The organism is Geminicoccaceae bacterium (genome assembly GCA_020638465.1).
Lineage (GTDB): Bacteria > Pseudomonadota > Alphaproteobacteria > Geminicoccales > Geminicoccaceae > JAGREO01.
Genome location: JACKIM010000001.1, coordinates 755,929 through 770,821, shown reverse-complemented (window position 1 = coordinate 770,821; position 14,893 = coordinate 755,929). Strand labels below are relative to the sequence as shown.

Genomic DNA, 14,893 nt, shown 5'->3' with positions numbered 1-14,893 from the left:
CTCCGGCAGGGAGCAACGGCCGGTTTGAAACCGACCGACCGCAGCTTCCCCGGTATCGTCTCGGGCAGGCTAGCCCTTGATACCCAGCACGCGATTGCGCTGGCGCGAGAATGCAATCTCGGCGATGGCCTCCCATGCGCCGATTTCGCGCAGGTTTCTCTGGAAGGAATCATCGACGCGGGCAGCAAGATCGCTGTGCTCGCGTGTCTCGGCGAATACTTCGGCGGAAGCTTCGCCAAAACTGTCATAGATCTCGTCAGAGAACTGGCGCAGTTCGACGCCATGTTCCTCGACCAGTTTCTTCAGATATTCACCGTTGAAGCCCATGGTTTCTTCAAACTGGGCTGCGAGTTCCTCATTGGCTGCCGCCGTGAGGATCGCTTTCTCGTGGTCGGTGAGGCTCTCCCAGAATGCCTTGTTCATGCCGAGCGACAGGCCGCCGCCAGGCTCGTGCATGCCGGGATAATAGTAGTACTTGGCGGCCTCATACAGTTTGAGGAAGTAATCATTGTACGGACCGACCCATTCGGTGGCGTCAATGGCACCCGATACGAGATTTTCGTAGATCTGGCCGCCCGGAAGGGAAACCGGCGATGCCCCCAGCTTGGCCATGACGTCACCGCCGAGGCCGGGAATGCGCATCTTGAGGCCCTTGAGGTCGTCCGCGGTTTCGACTTCCTTGTTGAACCAACCGCCCATCTGGGTACCTGTCGCGCCGCAGGGCAGGCATTTCAAGCCGAATTCGTCACCAAGCTCATCCCACAGCTCCTGACCGCCGCGGAACTTGATCCAGGCATTCCATTCCGGAGTAGTCATGCCGAACGGCACGGAAGTGAAATACGCCCACGCGGGATGTTTGCCTTTCCAGTAATAGTCAGCGCCGATATAGGCCTGCGCATTGCCTGACGCGACCTCGTCGAAGCTGTCGAACGCGCCGACGCGCTCGCCGGCGGCAAAATACTCGGTGGTGATCGCTCCCTCGGTCAGTTCGGTGATCCTGGCAGCAAGCCGCTGGGCGCTCAGTCCGAGACCGGGAAAGTCCCGACCCCAGGTCGAGACGATGACCATCGTCTTGCGCCCCTGGGCAATGGCCGGCTTGGGAAAGCTCGATGAAGCAGCCGCCGCTGCACCGATGGCTGCGCCGCCTATCGCGGTGCTACGGACGAAATCACGTCTTTTCATGATTTTAACCTCCGATCTTTGTCGTGTTTGATCTTTTGGGTCCCGCGGCAATCAAACAACACCCGGTCCCGTTTGCAAGCTCGCGAATGAACACGAACACGACCTGAATAAGGTTCAAGCCGCTACGCCAAGGCGTGCCAGAGTCATAAGGCGACCATCAGTCGCGCACAAGCCGGTGGCACCGTATGAGCTGACGCAGGGAAGGAGAGACGATGACTGACATGCCATCGGTATGAAATTCCACCGATCACGCTCTCGCCAGTTTTCGTTTTTGGCGATAATGTCCGGGCCGGTCCAGATAACAGCACGAGAGGCCGATGGCCGGTAAGATCGAGGGAAAACGCCGCTTCGACAAACGAGGCAGCGCCATGTTCGCGCGGGCAGCCATGCTCGGCGAGCCCCATGTCATTATTGAAGAGACCGGCACATCGCCTGTGGTGAAAGGGGCAATTGTCGTCCTGTGCCTGTTGGTTGCCATTCTTTCGGCCGTACTCGGATATGGCTATTTCGAGTACGAGCGTGGCACGGCCCGGCAGCAGCAACTGACGATGGAACTGCAAGCCCGCCGTGAAGACGCGCCAAGTCCGGAGCTTGATGCCGCCCGCGCAGAGGTCGCACGGTTGCAGGCGGTGATCGACAGCAATGCGGCGGCCGGGGATGCGGCGGCGGAATCGGCGAATGGCAATGCCGCGGCGTTGAGCAGCGAGCTTGCGGCCGCTCAGGCCCAGCTTGAGCAGTTGCGAAGCGAACATGCCAGCGAACTTGCTCTCCGGCAGGCAGCCGAGGCACGGGCAAAGGCGCTCGAAAGCGAGCTCTCGCTGCCGCAGGGCGAAAGTGTGGCCGGAGATGGCGACGGGGATCTGTCCGCCGAACTTGAAGCAGCACGGCTCGAATTGCGTCTTGCGGCCAGCGAACGCGATGCTGCCCGCCAGCAGGTGGACAAGCTGCTGGGCCGTGTCTCCGAACTGGAAGCTGTCGTTGTCAAGGCTCCCGCTCCAGCGCAGGAAAGCACCGATGAAAATGCGGCCGACAGTGCCGAGGTCGCCCGCTTGCAGGCGATCGTCACGGATCTCGAAAGCCAGATCGACGAAGGGATCGCTTCCGTCAGCGGCAATGACGTTGCCCTCAAGATGGCGGAACTGCGACGTCAGTTGCAGGCGCAGACCATCGAGCTCGCTGCCCGCGATCGCGAACTCGATGCTTCTCGGAGTGATATCGCCGATCTGACGAAACAACTCGCCGGGAACCAGGCGAACGCCGATGAGTTGCAGGCTGCCCGGCAGAAGCTGGAAGAGGCCGACACGGCGGTAAAGGATGCGGAAGCCCGGCGTCAGGCCCTCGAAAACCAGGTCGCCGAGACACGCTCCGAACTTGATGGTGTCAAGGCGCAGATGCTTGAGCTTGGTGGTGATGGCGAGAAGAAATTTGCCGCATTGCAGGCTGAGTTCGACAGTTACAAGCAGGCGGCAGAGGGTGAAAAGCAGCGTCTGATGAGCGAGCGCGATGCGGTCGAGCGTGGTCGTTCGGCTCTTGATCTCGAGCTGGTTGAGCAGAAGAACGCGCTGGCGGAGGCGCAGGGCAAGGTTTCCAGCCTCCAATCCGAGCTTGAGCAGGTGCAACAGAAGGGAAGCGAGTCGCTTTCGGCGACCCTGGCGCAGCTCGACGAACTGAAGTCGGGTGCGGAAGCTGAAAGGCAGTCGCTCGTACAGGAACGAGATTCGGCACTTTCCGAACGCGACAGGATGAAGGCCGAAGTCGACAGCTTGCGCGAGCAATCTTCCGCTGCCCGTGAGGCCGCTGCAGGCGATCTTGACCGTATCGAAAGGGCCCGGGCGGCTCTGGAAAGCGAAGTCGCTGACTTGCGCGTTCAAAATGATCAGCTTGCGAGCCAGAACGAGGAACTGAAGGCCGATTCGGCAAGCATGGGTGAGCAGGTGGCATCGCTTCGGCAATCGCTGGACGAACGCCAGTCGCAATTGGATGGGCAGCAGGCTGATTCGGCGACGCTGGCCGAACTGCGAAGTGAGGTCGAGCGGTTGCAGGCGGAAAATGCGCGACTTGGCGAAATGGCGTCAGCCAGTGATCGGTTGACGCAGGAAAATGCACAGCTTGCGAGCGAGAGGGACGATCTTGCGGCCCAGGTGGGCAGGCTGGGTGAACAGGTGGCTTCCCTGCAGGGGTCGCTGGAGGATCGCGATGCGCAGCAGGGTGAACGGGAGGCGACGGCGGCAGCCCTGGCGGCGCTGAAGAGCGAAAATGCTTCGCTGATGGAGGAAAGGCAGCGGCTTGACACGATGCTTGCGGGTTACGAGACCGCGCGCGAAGGGGACGTGGACCAGCTCCGGAGGCAGCTTGCCGAGCTGGAGGCGAATGCCTCTGAAGAAAGGGAGGTTGCGACCGGTCTGGACGCGAAGCTTGCGGCTGCGCTTGACCAGGTAAGGGCTCTGGAAGCCGACAAGGTGAAGTGGGAGAATGAACGTGTCGTGCTGGCCGCCGAACGCGATGCGTTCGCGGCCAAGATGGCGGAACAGTCTGGCGCAGCCGGTGACGCGACTTCCGTCGATTCCGAGGCACAGGTGGCGCTGCAGATGGCCGAGGAGCGTATCGGCAGCCTTCAGACCCGCCTCGACCAGATTACGGAAGAGCGCGACGCGGCGTTGGCAACCGGCCAGTCGGCGCTGGTCGCGGCAGAACGATCCTTCGCCAGCGAGCGCGAACGGTTGCAGGAGCGTATTGCCAACCTGGAAAAAGGTGCCAGTGGCGACGATACAGCAGGTGCTACGGCTCCGGAAACAGCTGAAAATGCGAACGGTGTCGTTGTCAGCAATGACCGCATTCTTGCTCTTACTCAGCAATTGACCGGTGCCAAAGCGCGCATTGCCGATCTCGAAGGGCAACTGGCCAATCTCCCGCCGGCGGCACCCGGGTCGATCAACGTGGCCAGTGAACTGCATGCGAGCCAAAATGAGAATGACGAATTGACCGATCGTGTGGATCAACTCCGGGACCGGATGAACAGTATTCAAAAACTTCTTTCCCGCTACACACCCAAGCCGCCGGAGCCCGCGCCGCGATGACCAGTCTCGCCGATATTGAAACTCCCTTCGTTGCTGTCGATCTCGACAGGGTGATGCGCAATATCGACCGCTGGCAGGGTTATCTGGATCGGCACGGGATTGGAAATCGTCCGCATATCAAGACCCACAAGCTGGTGTCGCTGGCGCGGTTGCAGCTGGAGAAGGGAGCGATGGGCATAGCCTGCCAGAAGCTCGGCGAAGCCGAAGTGATGGTTGAGGGATTGGCCGATCGTGGCCCGTTGGATCTGATGATACCCTATAATATCCTGGGAAATTCCAAGCTTCAGCGGGCGGCGGCCCTGTCGAAGCAGTGCCGGCTGACGCTGGCTTGTGACAACGAGGCGATGCTGCTGCCCATGGCCCAGGCCATGCAGGCAGCCGGTAGTGAGGTCGGCCTTGTCATCGAGTTCGACTCGGGGGCCGGACGCTGCGGCGTTGCGACGATTGAAGAAGCCCTCGCCCTGGCCAAACTGGCCGATAGCCTGCCGGCAATCCGCTTCGAGGGGCTCATGACCTATCCTCCGACCGGCGGTGCCGCGAAGGTGCGCGGGTTCTTTGAAGATGCGGCGGCAATGCTCGCCGAATCCGGTATCGAAACCCGTATCCGTTCCAACGGTGGTTCGCCCGACATGTGGAAGGCGCACGAGGTCACCAATGCCACCGAGCACCGGGCCGGCACCTACATCTATTTTGACCGCATGCAGGAAGCTGCCGGTTCGGCGACTTTCGAAGATTGTGCGCTGTCGGTACATGCGACGGTGGTGAGCCGCCATGGTGACCGAGCCTGCATCGATGCCGGCTCGAAATCGCTCACGAGCGATATGGGAGGTCTGGCGGGACATGGTCTCATCCGGGAATATCCCCTAGCTGTGATCAGACAGCTCAGCGAAGAGCACGGTCATGTCGATCTGTCCGCATCGTCGGACAAGCCCCGGATCGGTGAACGGATAACGATCATTCCGAACCATGTATGTCCGGTCTCCAATCTCTTTGACGAGGTGGTGCTGACCATGGGCGCCGAGGTCGTTGGGTCCCAGCGGGTCGATGCCCGCGGCCAAGTAACCTGATCAGGCCGGTAAGCTTTCCGGTACCCGCAATCGGGTATGGTGCCACTCGCGCAGCACGAGCACAACCTCTGCCAGATCAATTCCAACCGTCGTAACCTCCAGCCGGGATGGTTTCATTGGAAAACTGTAGTCATGTGGGTGAATCCGGTCAGCCGATGACTTTCCCGATATTCCGTTCTTGTCATTGCGGTAGAAAGAACTGGAAGGATGGAAGTGTTGGCGGCAGGGGCTTGCAGTTCCGACGTATCTTTTATGCGACGAATTGTAGTCGCTCTATCGATGGCTGCTTGTGCAAACGTCGTTCGCGTACCATCTGCATATCTGCAACGGTGACCGCTAGTCGGGTTGACCGGCAATATTTCGCAGCTGAAGAATGCAGGATTGCCTTGCCGGGTCGCTGCCCGGGATTATCCTTGATTTGGAAGCGTGCCGGAATGACAATGGCCTGCTTAGGTAGACGCAAGGTGCGTCAATGGAGCGTTTCCCATGTTTATCCAGACCGAACAGACCCCCAATCCCGCGACCCTGAAGTTTCTTCCGGGCAAGGATGTGATGGGCGAGGGCGTGGTCGATTTTGCCGATGAGTCGTCGGCCGCGGGGTCGCCGCTGGCGCGTCGTCTCTTTGCTGTCGATGGTGTGTCCGGCGTTCATCTCGGCCACGATTTCATCTCGGTAACCAAGTCCGAGATGGAAGATTGGTACCTTCTCAAGCCGGCAATCCTCGGTGCCATCATGGACCATTACATGTCCGGTGATCCGGTAATCGAGGACGGCGCGAACCTGCCGGAAGATGTGCAGATCGACGAGAATGATGAAACGGTGAAGCAGATCAAGGAACTGATCGATACCCGCGTACGTCCGGCCGTGGCCCAGGACGGTGGTGACATCGTCTTTCACGGTTTCGATCGCGGCGTCGTCTATCTGCACATGCGCGGAGCTTGCGCCGGGTGCCCGAGTTCGACCATCACGTTGAAGAACGGTATCGAGAATCTCCTGCGTTACTATGTTCCGGAGGTTGTCGAGGTTCGGTCGATCGGCTGAACGCCTGGTGCGTGTTCTCGCTTTCGACTGCTGCGGTGATGCGATGGCGGCCGGTGTCGGCGATGTCGACGGCGGGCAGGTGACGATGCTTGCCGAGGATTGTTCGGCATCGACGGCCCGTCATGCCGAACGTCTCGTTCCGATGATCGTCGACATGGTGAAGGCAGCGGGATGCGGGTTCGATGCCATCGACCTGCTCGCCGTGACATGCGGCCCCGGCAGTTTTACCGGCATCCGTACCTGCGTGGCCGCTGCGCGCGGCATTGCGCTCGCAGGGGGTATTCCCATCATGCCGATGACCACGCTTGAAGTCATGGCGGCGGGACGCGGCAGCGGCGGGGCGTTCAGGGTGATCATGGACGGCCGCCGCAACCGTCTGTTCGTGCAGGATTTCAGTGACCCGTTCACGGCGGAAGGCGAGGCCGCCAGTCTCGATCATGCGGCATTCGCCACCCTAAGGGGTACCGGATCGCAACGGCCCGTTCTGGGGTTCGGCGGGGAGCCGGCCATGATGGGCGCGTCGGCGATGATCCGGCTTGCGGCGGTGCGAATGGAGCGCGGGGCCGTGCCGATTGCCGGCACATCGCTGCTGCCTCTTTACCTGAATCCGCCGGATGCGCGAAAGTCGGCCGGTCAGTCCCTTCTGCATCGATCGGCGTGACCCATCCGATGTTGGCATCGCGCGATAATCCCTCAAGAGAACATCAGGATCTGTCGCGCGTTACCATCAAAGTTGCGGGGCCGTTCGATCTTGGCCGTATCTCGCGCCTGCACCGCGCCTGTTTCGCTGATGGCTGGAGCCGGTCGGATGTCGCGCATCTGCTCGCTCTGCCGGGCAGTTTCGGGTTGTTCGCACGGCTGAACCACTGCGGGTTTCCGGGGCTGGATAGCCTGCGCGGTGCCGGATTCTCGTTGTGCCGGGTCGTTCGTGACGAATGCGAGCTGCTGTCGATCGGCGTCATTCCTGCCAGTCGCCGGCAGGGTGTGGCCCGGGCCCTGCTGCAGGCGAGCATGGTTCACTGCCATATGGCCGGTGCTAAGAAAATGTTCCTTGAAGTGGCCATCGACAACCCGGAGGCCCAGGCGCTCTACGCCGAGCACGGCTTCGAAACGGTCGGAACACGGCCGAATTACTACCAGCGTGCGGATGGTACTCGTGCCCATGCCTACACGATGGAGGGAAGCCTGTTATTTCTCGACAACAACTGACAGCTGTCTTGCAGCGGAGAATTTTACTAAATCAGATTGTTCTTGACTTGAATGTATAGTCTGAACCTGCCTTCGCCGATATCGTCCTCGCCAAGGATCTCATGTCCGTGATCGCGCACTGCGCGAGGGACATTCCGTCGCGGTTCCTCGCCTTTCAACGTCACTGCGAGAATTTCACCACTCGTCATCTTCTCCAGTGCAAGCTTGGTCCGGACGAATGTCATCGGGCAGTTTTCTGTAGATATGTCGATTTCGAGGTCCGGTTTCATTTGGTCTAAAGCTCCATAGTCGATTGACTCGTGTATTTTTTAATGTTTTTGCAACGAAATTTGCCTTGAAGATACATGAAAAGATTATATGTTGACGCTCATCGCATCCCTTTACTCGCAATTTATGGAAAACAAAAGTCATGAGCGAGAAAATCAGCCAGAACGAGTTGCTCTCCCTTACAACCGAAATTGTCGCTTCGCACGTGTCGAACAATACCGTTCCAGTGAGCGACATACCGTATCTGATCAAGGCTGTCTTCAACAGTCTCGCGGGACAGGGGAGTGAGGATGAGCCGGAGCAGCCGGAGAAACTTGTCCCTGCAGTTTCGGTTCGCAAGTCCGTGCAGCCCGATTACATTATTTGTCTGGAAGACGGGAAGAAATTGAAGATGCTCAAGCGGCATCTGAAGACCCGCTACGACATGAGCCCGGACGAGTACCGCGCAAAGTGGAAGCTCCCGGATGATTATCCTATGGTTGCGCCGGCTTATGCCGAGCAGAGGTCGAGTCTGGCCAAGAAGATTGGCTTGGGCACCAAGCCTCGCGCACGTGGCCGTCGTAGCGCCGGGTGATCGGTGGCGTTGTTCGTTCGTCTCATGACCTAAACTAAAATAGGAGATCCCCCGGCTATGCCGGGGCGGCAGCCCGAGTTTGACGTTTCCGGCAGTCCATCGCCGGGTTTCTTTCGTTTGCCACCACGCATACGGAAGGAACGTCAGCGATGGACACGTATCAGAGCCTAAGTCACAGCGTTTGGGACTGCAAATATCATGTCGTCTTTATCCCGAAATGCCGACGCAAGACGCTGTATACAGGCCTGCGCCCACATCTCGGCGCGGTTTTTCGACAGCTAGCCAAACAAAAGGAGAGCAAGGTCATAGAAGGTCATCTGCTACCGGATCACGTCCACATGATGCTCGCCATTCCCCCCAAATATGCTGTCTCCAATGTCGTCGGCTTCATCAAAGGGAAGAGCGCCATTCACTTAGCCCGTGTTTATGGCGAACGCCGACGCAATTTCGTTGGCCAACATTTCTGGGCAAGAGGATATTTTGTCAGCACGGTCGGGCGAGACGAAACGGTCATCCGCGACTACATTCGCAATCAGGAGAAGGAAGATCGCCGGCTCGATCAACTCGCGCTGTTACCCTGAACATGCCGCCTTCAGGCGGCGAACAGATTGCGGCCGCGCAGCGCCGCAAACCGCCGCTTTGAGCGGCTCTCAACCAAAGCCCCCGGCTCTGCCGGGGGATATTTACTGAAGCCGGTTCCTCGAAGGAGCCGGCTTTGCAGGTTGTTCATGAAGTGGTAATGATGGTATTGTTTCATGACTCCCGCCTGTTTCGTCCTGGATTCGGATCGGGTGTCGGCGGAGCGTATGGAAGGCCGGGTGGTCGAATAGGCCATCGTGGCCATTGAGATCCCTGTTTTGAAGTCTGCAGACAGACATTTGGTACGGTAACAATCTTGACGCGCGATGTGAACTGCTTATGTGACGGCTGGCCTTTGAAGCAAGTCGGCGTCGCGCGTGTTTAGAAAACTTTTCATAAAGACTTATGGCTGTCAGATGAATGTCTACGATTCCGATCGTATGGCACGACTTCTGTCGCATCACGGTTACGCTCGGACCGAGTCGGTTCAGGATGCCGACCTTGTTCTGCTGAATACCTGTCACATTCGGGAAAAGGCGGCCGAGAAGGTCTATTCGGAGCTGGGCCGGTTACGCGCTATGCGGGATCGCAAGGCAGAAGGTGAGGGGCGGCAAACCCTGTTGGTCGTGGCTGGTTGCGTCGCGCAGGCCGAAGGCGATGCGATGATCGCACGCGCGCCGTTCGTCGATGTCGTGGTCGGACCTCAATCGTACCATCGGCTGCCGGAACTGCTCGCCCGCCGCGAGCGGTCGGCGAACGCGATCGTCGACACGGATTTTCCCGTGGAAAGCAAGTTCGACCTGTTGCCGGCGGGAGGTGTCGGGGACGACATCGGGGAACGTTCGGTTTCCGCTTTCCTTACTGTGCAGGAAGGTTGCGACAAGTTCTGCACCTTCTGTGTTGTGCCCTACACTCGCGGCGCGGAAGAGAGCCGGCCGGTGACCGACCTGCTCGACGAAGCCCGTCGACTGGTGGCACTTGGCGCGCGCGAGATCACGCTTCTGGGCCAGAACGTCAACGCCTATCATGGGCTGGACGCACGGGGGCGCAGCCGCGGTCTCGGCGATCTCGTGCGTATGTTCGCCGAAATCGATGGACTCGAGCGCATCCGCTACACCACATCCCATCCGGTCGACATGAGTGACGACCTTATCCGTGCTCATGGAGAAGTCCCGCAACTCATGCCGTTCCTGCATCTGCCGGTGCAATCGGGCTCGGATGTCGTGCTCAGAGCCATGAACCGCAAGTATTCGTCCGATGATTTCAGGCGGGTTGTTGAGGCATTGCGTGCGGTTCGTCCCGATCTCGCTCTTTCTTCAGATTTCATTGTCGGTTTTCCCGGCGAACGTGACGACGATTTCGAGGCGACATTGAAACTGGTCGAGGAAATCGGCTTCGCCCAGTCCTTTTCCTTCAAGTACAGTCCGCGACCGGGAACGCCCGGTTCACTCATGAACGCGCAGGTGAAGGATACGGTGAAGAGCGAGCGCCTGGCGCGGTTGCAGTCTCTGCTGAATGAGCAGGCTGATGCCTTCAACGCGGCTTCGGTCGGATGTCGCACGGCCATCCTGCTCGAACGAAAGGGCCGCCATCCGGGGCAACTGGTCGGCAAGACACCGCATCTGCAGGCGGTCCATTTGGAAGATGGCGACGCGCATATCGGCGATATCGTCGATGTGACCATCGTCGCCCGCAATCCCCACAGTCTCGCCGGCGAGCGGGCGGAACGGAACATCGCAAAAGAGGAGCCTGGAGCCTGACGATACCAGCACCCAAGGCGGACATGAACGGAGCGAGCCGGAGGCTCAGTTTCGCCGACAATGGTATTTGCGCGATGTTGTTCGGTCAGCATCACATGAATGTGGCCCGGATCGAGCAGCGCCTGTCCGTGAGTCTCGTTACCCGAGGCAACGAGGTCTTCATTCAGGGCGAGGCCGATGGCGATGTCGCCGCGGCGGCAGATGTGCTGCAGTCACTCTACAGCCTGCTCGAACAGGGGCATGTGATCGGCCATGAGGATGTCGACGCCGCGTTGCGCATGGTCGTGGGGGACCATCCCGTCAGCCTCGACGATCGCCGTCATTTCAAGACCGAGCGGCGCGCGGTCAAGCCTCGGTCACCCAACCAGGCGGCCTATCTGTCGGCGCTGGAGCGCCATGATCTGGTGTTCGCGCTGGGACCGGCGGGTACGGGCAAGACCTATCTCGCGGTGGCGGCAGCGGTGGCGATGCTCAAGGAACGGCGCATCGACAGGCTGATCCTTTCGAGGCCGGCCGTGGAGGCCGGCGAGCGGCTGGGCTTCCTGCCGGGCGATCTCAAGGAGAAGGTCGACCCCTACCTGCGGCCACTCTACGACGCCCTGCATGACATGCTGCCCGAAGGAAAGCTGGTGCAGCGGTTTGACAGTGGCCAGATCGAAATTGCTCCTCTGGCGTTCATGCGCGGACGGACATTGTCGAATGCCTATGTTATTCTGGACGAAGCTCAGAATGCGACGGCGGCACAGATGAAGATGTTCCTCACCCGTCTCGGTGACGGTTCCCGCATGGTCGTGACAGGCGACCCCAGTCAGGTCGATCTGCCTCATGGAATGCGTTCGGGGCTTGTCGATGCCGTCGAGCGGCTGGAAACCATACCGGGGATCGCCACGGTTCGTTTTGATCGCGGCGATGTGGTCCGACACCCACTGGTCGCCCGCATCGTCGAAGCCTACGAGGGAGGGGATCCGTCTCCGCCCGCCATTGGAAACAACCAGAACTGAAAGGGAGCGCGACGGTATCCGCGAGGGTGCCATCAGAGGAATTCATGGATGAAGATTGCAGTCAGTCTATCGAGGTGACGGTCGAGGCCGCAGGCTGGAACGTGACCGTCACCGATCCTGAGGCCTTCTGCGCTGATATTGCGCGTGCGGCTTTGCTCGAACTTCCCGATGACGTCCGCGAACGCGTCGAACTCGGCATTATTCTGACCGATGACGCGTCGATCCGCGAGCTCAATGCGCGCTGGCGTGGCAAGGACAAACCCACCAATGTCCTGTCCTTTCCGGGCGTGGGTGACGATGAGGACTGGCCGTCGGCGGGGCCGGTGCTGCTTGGCGATATTGTCGTGGCGTGGGAGACCGTACGCGATGAGGCGGAAGCCGCCGGCATTGGTGCCGATGCGCATCTGGCCCACATGGTTGTCCACGGCCTGTTGCATCTGGCGGGTCACGATCATATCGAAGATGCCGAAGCCGACGAGATGGAAGGCGCGGAGCGGCGCATTCTCGGCCAACTCGGATTTGCCGATCCCTATGCCGGCACGGCACTGCTGGAAACCAGCGAAGAACCGCTATCATGAAACAGCTTCCGAGGAATGAGGAAAGGTCGCCGTCACTGCTAGACACCTTGCTGCGCCGCCTGCGTGGCCTCGGCAAGGGCGATGGTGAAAACAATGGCCTGCGCGAGACCCTTGAGGATCTGATCGAGGAAGAGGGAGATACGCCCGATGAGCAGCAATTCACAGCTGAAGAGCGTGAATTGCTGCTCAACGCCCTGAGCTTCGGCGAGTTGCGCGTCGATGACGTCATGGTGCCGAGAAGCGACATTCGCGCCATCGAGATTGCCACCACCCTAACAGAACTGGTGACGGCTTTCGGCGAACGCGGACATTCGAGGCTCATCGTCTATCGCGACAATCTCGATGACGTTGCGGGTATTGTTCATATTCGGGATATTCTCCCGTTCTGGGGCGATGGCGAGCGGTTCGAACTTGCTGCGATCATGCGCCCGGTCATGGTCGTGCCGCCATCCATGCGGGTTCTCGACCTGCTGTTGGAGATGCGTGACACGCGCACGCACATGGCGGTGGTGGTGGATGAATTCGGCGGCACCGACGGTCTTGTCACCGTGGAGGATCTCGTTCAGGAAATCCTCGGCGACATGCATGACGAACATGCCGAGCCCGAGCCCGAACACCTGGTTGACGGTACAGACGGTTCCTTCGAGGCGGATGCCCGGCTCGACATCGATGAACTGGAGGAACGGCTCGGTCTGTCGCTGCTGGAGGACGACGATCGTGACGAGGTCGACACTCTGGCCGGTGTGATCTTCACACTTGTCGACAGGGTGCCGGCCGTCGGCGAAAAGGTCGTGCACCCGGCAGGCCCGGTGTTCGAGATCCTCGATGCCGATCCCCGGCGGATCAAGCGGGTACGAGTGATGCCGGGAACACCCGGCGATACGCACGAGGCAGATGGCGATCATTAACAGCGACATTCGGCCCGCACCGCGACGAACCGGATGGAAGCTGGGCGCGGGCCTGTTTCTTGCGGGGGCAGTTGCTGTTGCGGCATTGCCGCCCCTGCATCTGTTCCCGGCGTTTCTCGTCTTCGCATTCCTTGCCTGGCATTTTCATCGTGCCGAGCGAGCGTGGGATTCGTTCCTTGTCGTCTGGTCGTTCGCCTTTGGCTATTTCCTGGCCGGCCTCTACTGGGTGGGGATAGCCTTTTTTGCCGATGCCGAACGTTTTGGAGCGCTGGCCGTGCCGGGCGTGGTCGGGCTGGCGGTGGTCCTTTCGACGATCAACGCCTCGATTCTGGCCCTGTTCGCACGTCTTGCTCGGCGCAGCGTGCTCGCCTCGGTCCTCGTGCTCGCGTCCGCGTGGCCCCTGACCGATCTGTTCCGTGGCGCATTCGGCACCCAGTTCCCGTGGAATCCGCCGGCCATCGCCCTGGCATTCAGCGACTCTCTCTACCAGTTGATCGCATGGGTCGGTGTGCCGGGTGCGAGTTTCCTGACCCTGCTGGTACCGATGGTTGCGGGCTTGTCGCTGGCACAGCGTCACTGGGGCCGGCTTGCCGGTGTCGTGGCGCTGACGGCGATCCTCTTCACGGTCGGTCACCAGCGGCTCGATCACCTGGCCCTCGGCGAGGATCCGATGCTCGGCCTGCGTCTCGTCCAGCCCGATATCGCCCAGCACCACAAATGGGATCCGGAGCTCAGACGCGGATGGTTCATGCGCCATATCGAGCTCTCCAACCTGCCCGGCCGCTACGATCTGCTCATCTGGCCGGAAAGCTCGGTGCCCTATCGCCTCGATGACGACGAGACCGCCCGACGCATGGTGGCCGGGGCCATCGGCGGGGGGCGGCTCGCGATTGTCGGCGCTGATCACATCGACTTCGACAGCAAGCCGCCGATCCTCAACAACAGCGTCTATGTCATCGACCGCAACGGCATTGTTCGTGCCCGTTATGACAAGGTGAACCTGGTACCATTCGGAGAATTTCTCCCGTTCCGTTCATTGTTGGGGAGGGTCGGGTTGGATGCACTGGCGGTTGGCAGTATCGACTTCCAGCCTGGTGCGAAGCGACACACCATCGAGGTCGAGGATGTGGAACCGTTCAGTCCGCTGGTCTGCTTCGAGGCTGTCTTCCCCGGCAGGGCGACCGATGGCAGCGGTCGGGCGCGCTGGATCCTGAACGTCACCAACGATGCATGGTTCGGAATAAGTTCGGGACCGTATCAGCATCTTGCCATGGCAAGGATGCGGTCGGTCGAAAGCGGACTTCCCCTCGTTCGTGCTGCCAATACGGGTATTTCGGTGGTGACGGATGCCTATGGTCGGGTGGTCGGCGAACTGGGGCTGGGGGAAATGGGTGTGTTGGATGTCGCGCTGCCGCCCGCCCTGGTCGTTCCTCCCCCCGTTGCCCGCTGGCCGCTGCTGGCTTGGCTGCTTCCATTGCTGGGGTTGCTGGCCGCCATCATCGTTCCTCGGAAGGATGCATGAGGGTATGTTGCGCGGTCGATGGATTTTGTTCGATGAAATCGTCTGCCGGCCATTCTTGACCGCATGCACCTTCTTGGTCTTAAAGGGCGTCGTCGTCACGGCCACGACCCGCAATCCGGCAGGTGGCC

At 60.2% G+C, this 14,893-nt stretch carries 15 protein-coding genes; 12 read left to right on the top strand and 3 right to left on the bottom strand.

Features of this window, described 5'->3' with window-relative positions:
- Nucleotides 1-69 precede the first annotated feature (69 nt).
- Nucleotides 70-1,182, bottom strand: a complete 1,113-nt coding sequence (locus H6851_03725; GenBank protein ID MCB9942717.1) for a TRAP transporter substrate-binding protein — start codon at nt 1,180-1,182, stop codon at nt 70-72.
- A gap of 317 nt (nt 1,183-1,499) precedes the next feature.
- Here H6851_03725 and H6851_03720 point away from each other — a divergent pair, with 317 nt between their 5' ends.
- The 5 genes from H6851_03720 (at nt 1,500) to H6851_03700 (ending at nt 7,576) form a co-directional block, all read left to right on the top strand.
- On the top strand, nt 1,500-4,259 hold the full coding sequence (locus H6851_03720) for a hypothetical protein (protein MCB9942716.1): 2,760 nt from the start codon (nt 1,500-1,502) through the stop codon (nt 4,257-4,259).
- A complete protein-coding gene (locus tag H6851_03715; protein MCB9942715.1) occupies nt 4,256-5,326 on the top strand; it encodes an alanine racemase in 1,071 nt (356 codons plus the stop codon). Before H6851_03720 ends, H6851_03715 begins: the two co-directional genes overlap by 4 nt.
- 486 nt (nt 5,327-5,812) lie before the next feature.
- Nucleotides 5,813-6,367 carry a NifU family protein gene (locus H6851_03710; GenBank protein MCB9942714.1) on the top strand — a complete coding sequence of 185 codons (555 nt, stop codon included), beginning with the start codon at nt 5,813-5,815 and terminating at the stop codon, nt 6,365-6,367.
- Nucleotides 6,330-7,028, top strand: coding sequence for a tRNA (adenosine(37)-N6)-threonylcarbamoyltransferase complex dimerization subunit type 1 TsaB (gene tsaB / locus H6851_03705; protein ID MCB9942713.1), 699 nt, complete (start codon nt 6,330-6,332; stop codon nt 7,026-7,028). Before H6851_03710 ends, tsaB begins: the two co-directional genes overlap by 38 nt.
- Before the next feature lie 8 nt (nt 7,029-7,036).
- Nucleotides 7,037-7,576, top strand: a complete 540-nt coding sequence (locus H6851_03700; protein MCB9942712.1) for a GNAT family N-acetyltransferase — start codon at nt 7,037-7,039, stop codon at nt 7,574-7,576.
- A 26-nt stretch (nt 7,577-7,602) separates the two neighbouring features.
- On the opposite strand, the gene H6851_03695 is transcribed toward H6851_03700, so the two are convergent.
- Complete coding sequence (locus tag H6851_03695) at nt 7,603-7,845, bottom strand: sulfurtransferase TusA family protein (protein ID MCB9942711.1); 243 nt, start codon at nt 7,843-7,845, stop codon at nt 7,603-7,605.
- Nucleotides 7,846-7,985: 140 nt separating this feature from the next.
- On the opposite strand from H6851_03695, the gene H6851_03690 reads away from it, so the two are divergent.
- Together H6851_03690 and tnpA are read left to right on the top strand one after the other, a co-directional pair.
- A complete protein-coding gene (locus tag H6851_03690) occupies nt 7,986-8,417 on the top strand; it encodes a MucR family transcriptional regulator (protein ID MCB9942710.1) in 432 nt (143 codons plus the stop codon).
- A 149-nt stretch (nt 8,418-8,566) separates the two neighbouring features.
- Nucleotides 8,567-8,998, top strand: coding sequence for an IS200/IS605 family transposase (gene tnpA / locus H6851_03685; protein MCB9942709.1), 432 nt, complete (start codon nt 8,567-8,569; stop codon nt 8,996-8,998).
- A gap of 11 nt (nt 8,999-9,009) precedes the next feature.
- Here tnpA and H6851_03680 read toward each other — a convergent pair whose 3' ends face one another.
- Nucleotides 9,010-9,261 (bottom strand): hypothetical protein, encoded by a 252-nt coding sequence (locus H6851_03680; GenBank protein ID MCB9942708.1) that lies wholly within the window; start codon nt 9,259-9,261, stop codon nt 9,010-9,012.
- Nucleotides 9,262-9,373: 112 nt separating this feature from the next.
- Between H6851_03680 and miaB the strand changes: the two genes are divergently transcribed.
- Genes miaB through lnt form a run of 5 tightly spaced genes read left to right on the top strand, consistent with a single transcriptional unit; the run spans nt 9,374 to nt 14,765 of the window.
- The gene (gene miaB / locus H6851_03675; protein ID MCB9942707.1) at nt 9,374-10,756 is read left to right on the top strand and encodes a tRNA (N6-isopentenyl adenosine(37)-C2)-methylthiotransferase MiaB; all 1,383 of its coding nucleotides are present in this window, start codon (nt 9,374-9,376) and stop codon (nt 10,754-10,756) included.
- A 23-nt stretch (nt 10,757-10,779) separates the two neighbouring features.
- Complete coding sequence (locus H6851_03670) at nt 10,780-11,757, top strand: PhoH family protein (protein MCB9942706.1); 978 nt, start codon at nt 10,780-10,782, stop codon at nt 11,755-11,757.
- A gap of 44 nt (nt 11,758-11,801) precedes the next feature.
- Complete coding sequence (gene ybeY, locus H6851_03665; protein MCB9942705.1) at nt 11,802-12,335, top strand: rRNA maturation RNase YbeY; 534 nt, start codon at nt 11,802-11,804, stop codon at nt 12,333-12,335.
- Nucleotides 12,332-13,243: an HlyC/CorC family transporter gene (locus H6851_03660; protein ID MCB9942704.1), complete on the top strand. Its 912-nt coding sequence runs from the start codon at nt 12,332-12,334 to the stop codon at nt 13,241-13,243. Before ybeY ends, H6851_03660 begins: the two co-directional genes overlap by 4 nt.
- Nucleotides 13,230-14,765, top strand: a complete 1,536-nt coding sequence (gene lnt, locus H6851_03655) for an apolipoprotein N-acyltransferase (GenBank protein ID MCB9942703.1) — start codon at nt 13,230-13,232, stop codon at nt 14,763-14,765. Before H6851_03660 ends, lnt begins: the two co-directional genes overlap by 14 nt.
- Nucleotides 14,766-14,893 lie beyond the last annotated feature (128 nt).

Bases quoted from the DNA above. Each gene is read 5' to 3' on its own strand.
- H6851_03725 (MCB9942717.1), bottom strand. From the start codon at position 1,182: ATGAAAAGACGTGATTTCGTCCGTAGCACCGCGATAGGCGGCGCAGCC.
- H6851_03720 (MCB9942716.1), top strand. From the start codon at position 1,500: ATGGCCGGTAAGATCGAGGGAAAACGCCGCTTCGACAAACGAGGCAGC.
- H6851_03715 (MCB9942715.1), top strand. From the start codon at position 4,256: ATGACCAGTCTCGCCGATATTGAAACTCCCTTCGTTGCTGTCGATCTC.
- H6851_03710 (MCB9942714.1), top strand. From the start codon at position 5,813: ATGTTTATCCAGACCGAACAGACCCCCAATCCCGCGACCCTGAAGTTT.
- tsaB (MCB9942713.1), top strand. From the start codon at position 6,330: ATGTTCCGGAGGTTGTCGAGGTTCGGTCGATCGGCTGAACGCCTGGTG.
- H6851_03700 (MCB9942712.1), top strand. From the start codon at position 7,037: ATGTTGGCATCGCGCGATAATCCCTCAAGAGAACATCAGGATCTGTCG.
- H6851_03695 (MCB9942711.1), bottom strand. From the start codon at position 7,845: ATGAAACCGGACCTCGAAATCGACATATCTACAGAAAACTGCCCGATG.
- H6851_03690 (MCB9942710.1), top strand. From the start codon at position 7,986: ATGAGCGAGAAAATCAGCCAGAACGAGTTGCTCTCCCTTACAACCGAA.
- tnpA (MCB9942709.1), top strand. From the start codon at position 8,567: ATGGACACGTATCAGAGCCTAAGTCACAGCGTTTGGGACTGCAAATAT.
- H6851_03680 (MCB9942708.1), bottom strand. From the start codon at position 9,261: ATGGCCACGATGGCCTATTCGACCACCCGGCCTTCCATACGCTCCGCC.
- H6851_03670 (MCB9942706.1), top strand. From the start codon at position 10,780: ATGAACGGAGCGAGCCGGAGGCTCAGTTTCGCCGACAATGGTATTTGC.
- ybeY (MCB9942705.1), top strand. From the start codon at position 11,802: ATGGATGAAGATTGCAGTCAGTCTATCGAGGTGACGGTCGAGGCCGCA.
- H6851_03660 (MCB9942704.1), top strand. From the start codon at position 12,332: ATGAAACAGCTTCCGAGGAATGAGGAAAGGTCGCCGTCACTGCTAGAC.
- lnt (MCB9942703.1), top strand. From the start codon at position 13,230: ATGGCGATCATTAACAGCGACATTCGGCCCGCACCGCGACGAACCGGA.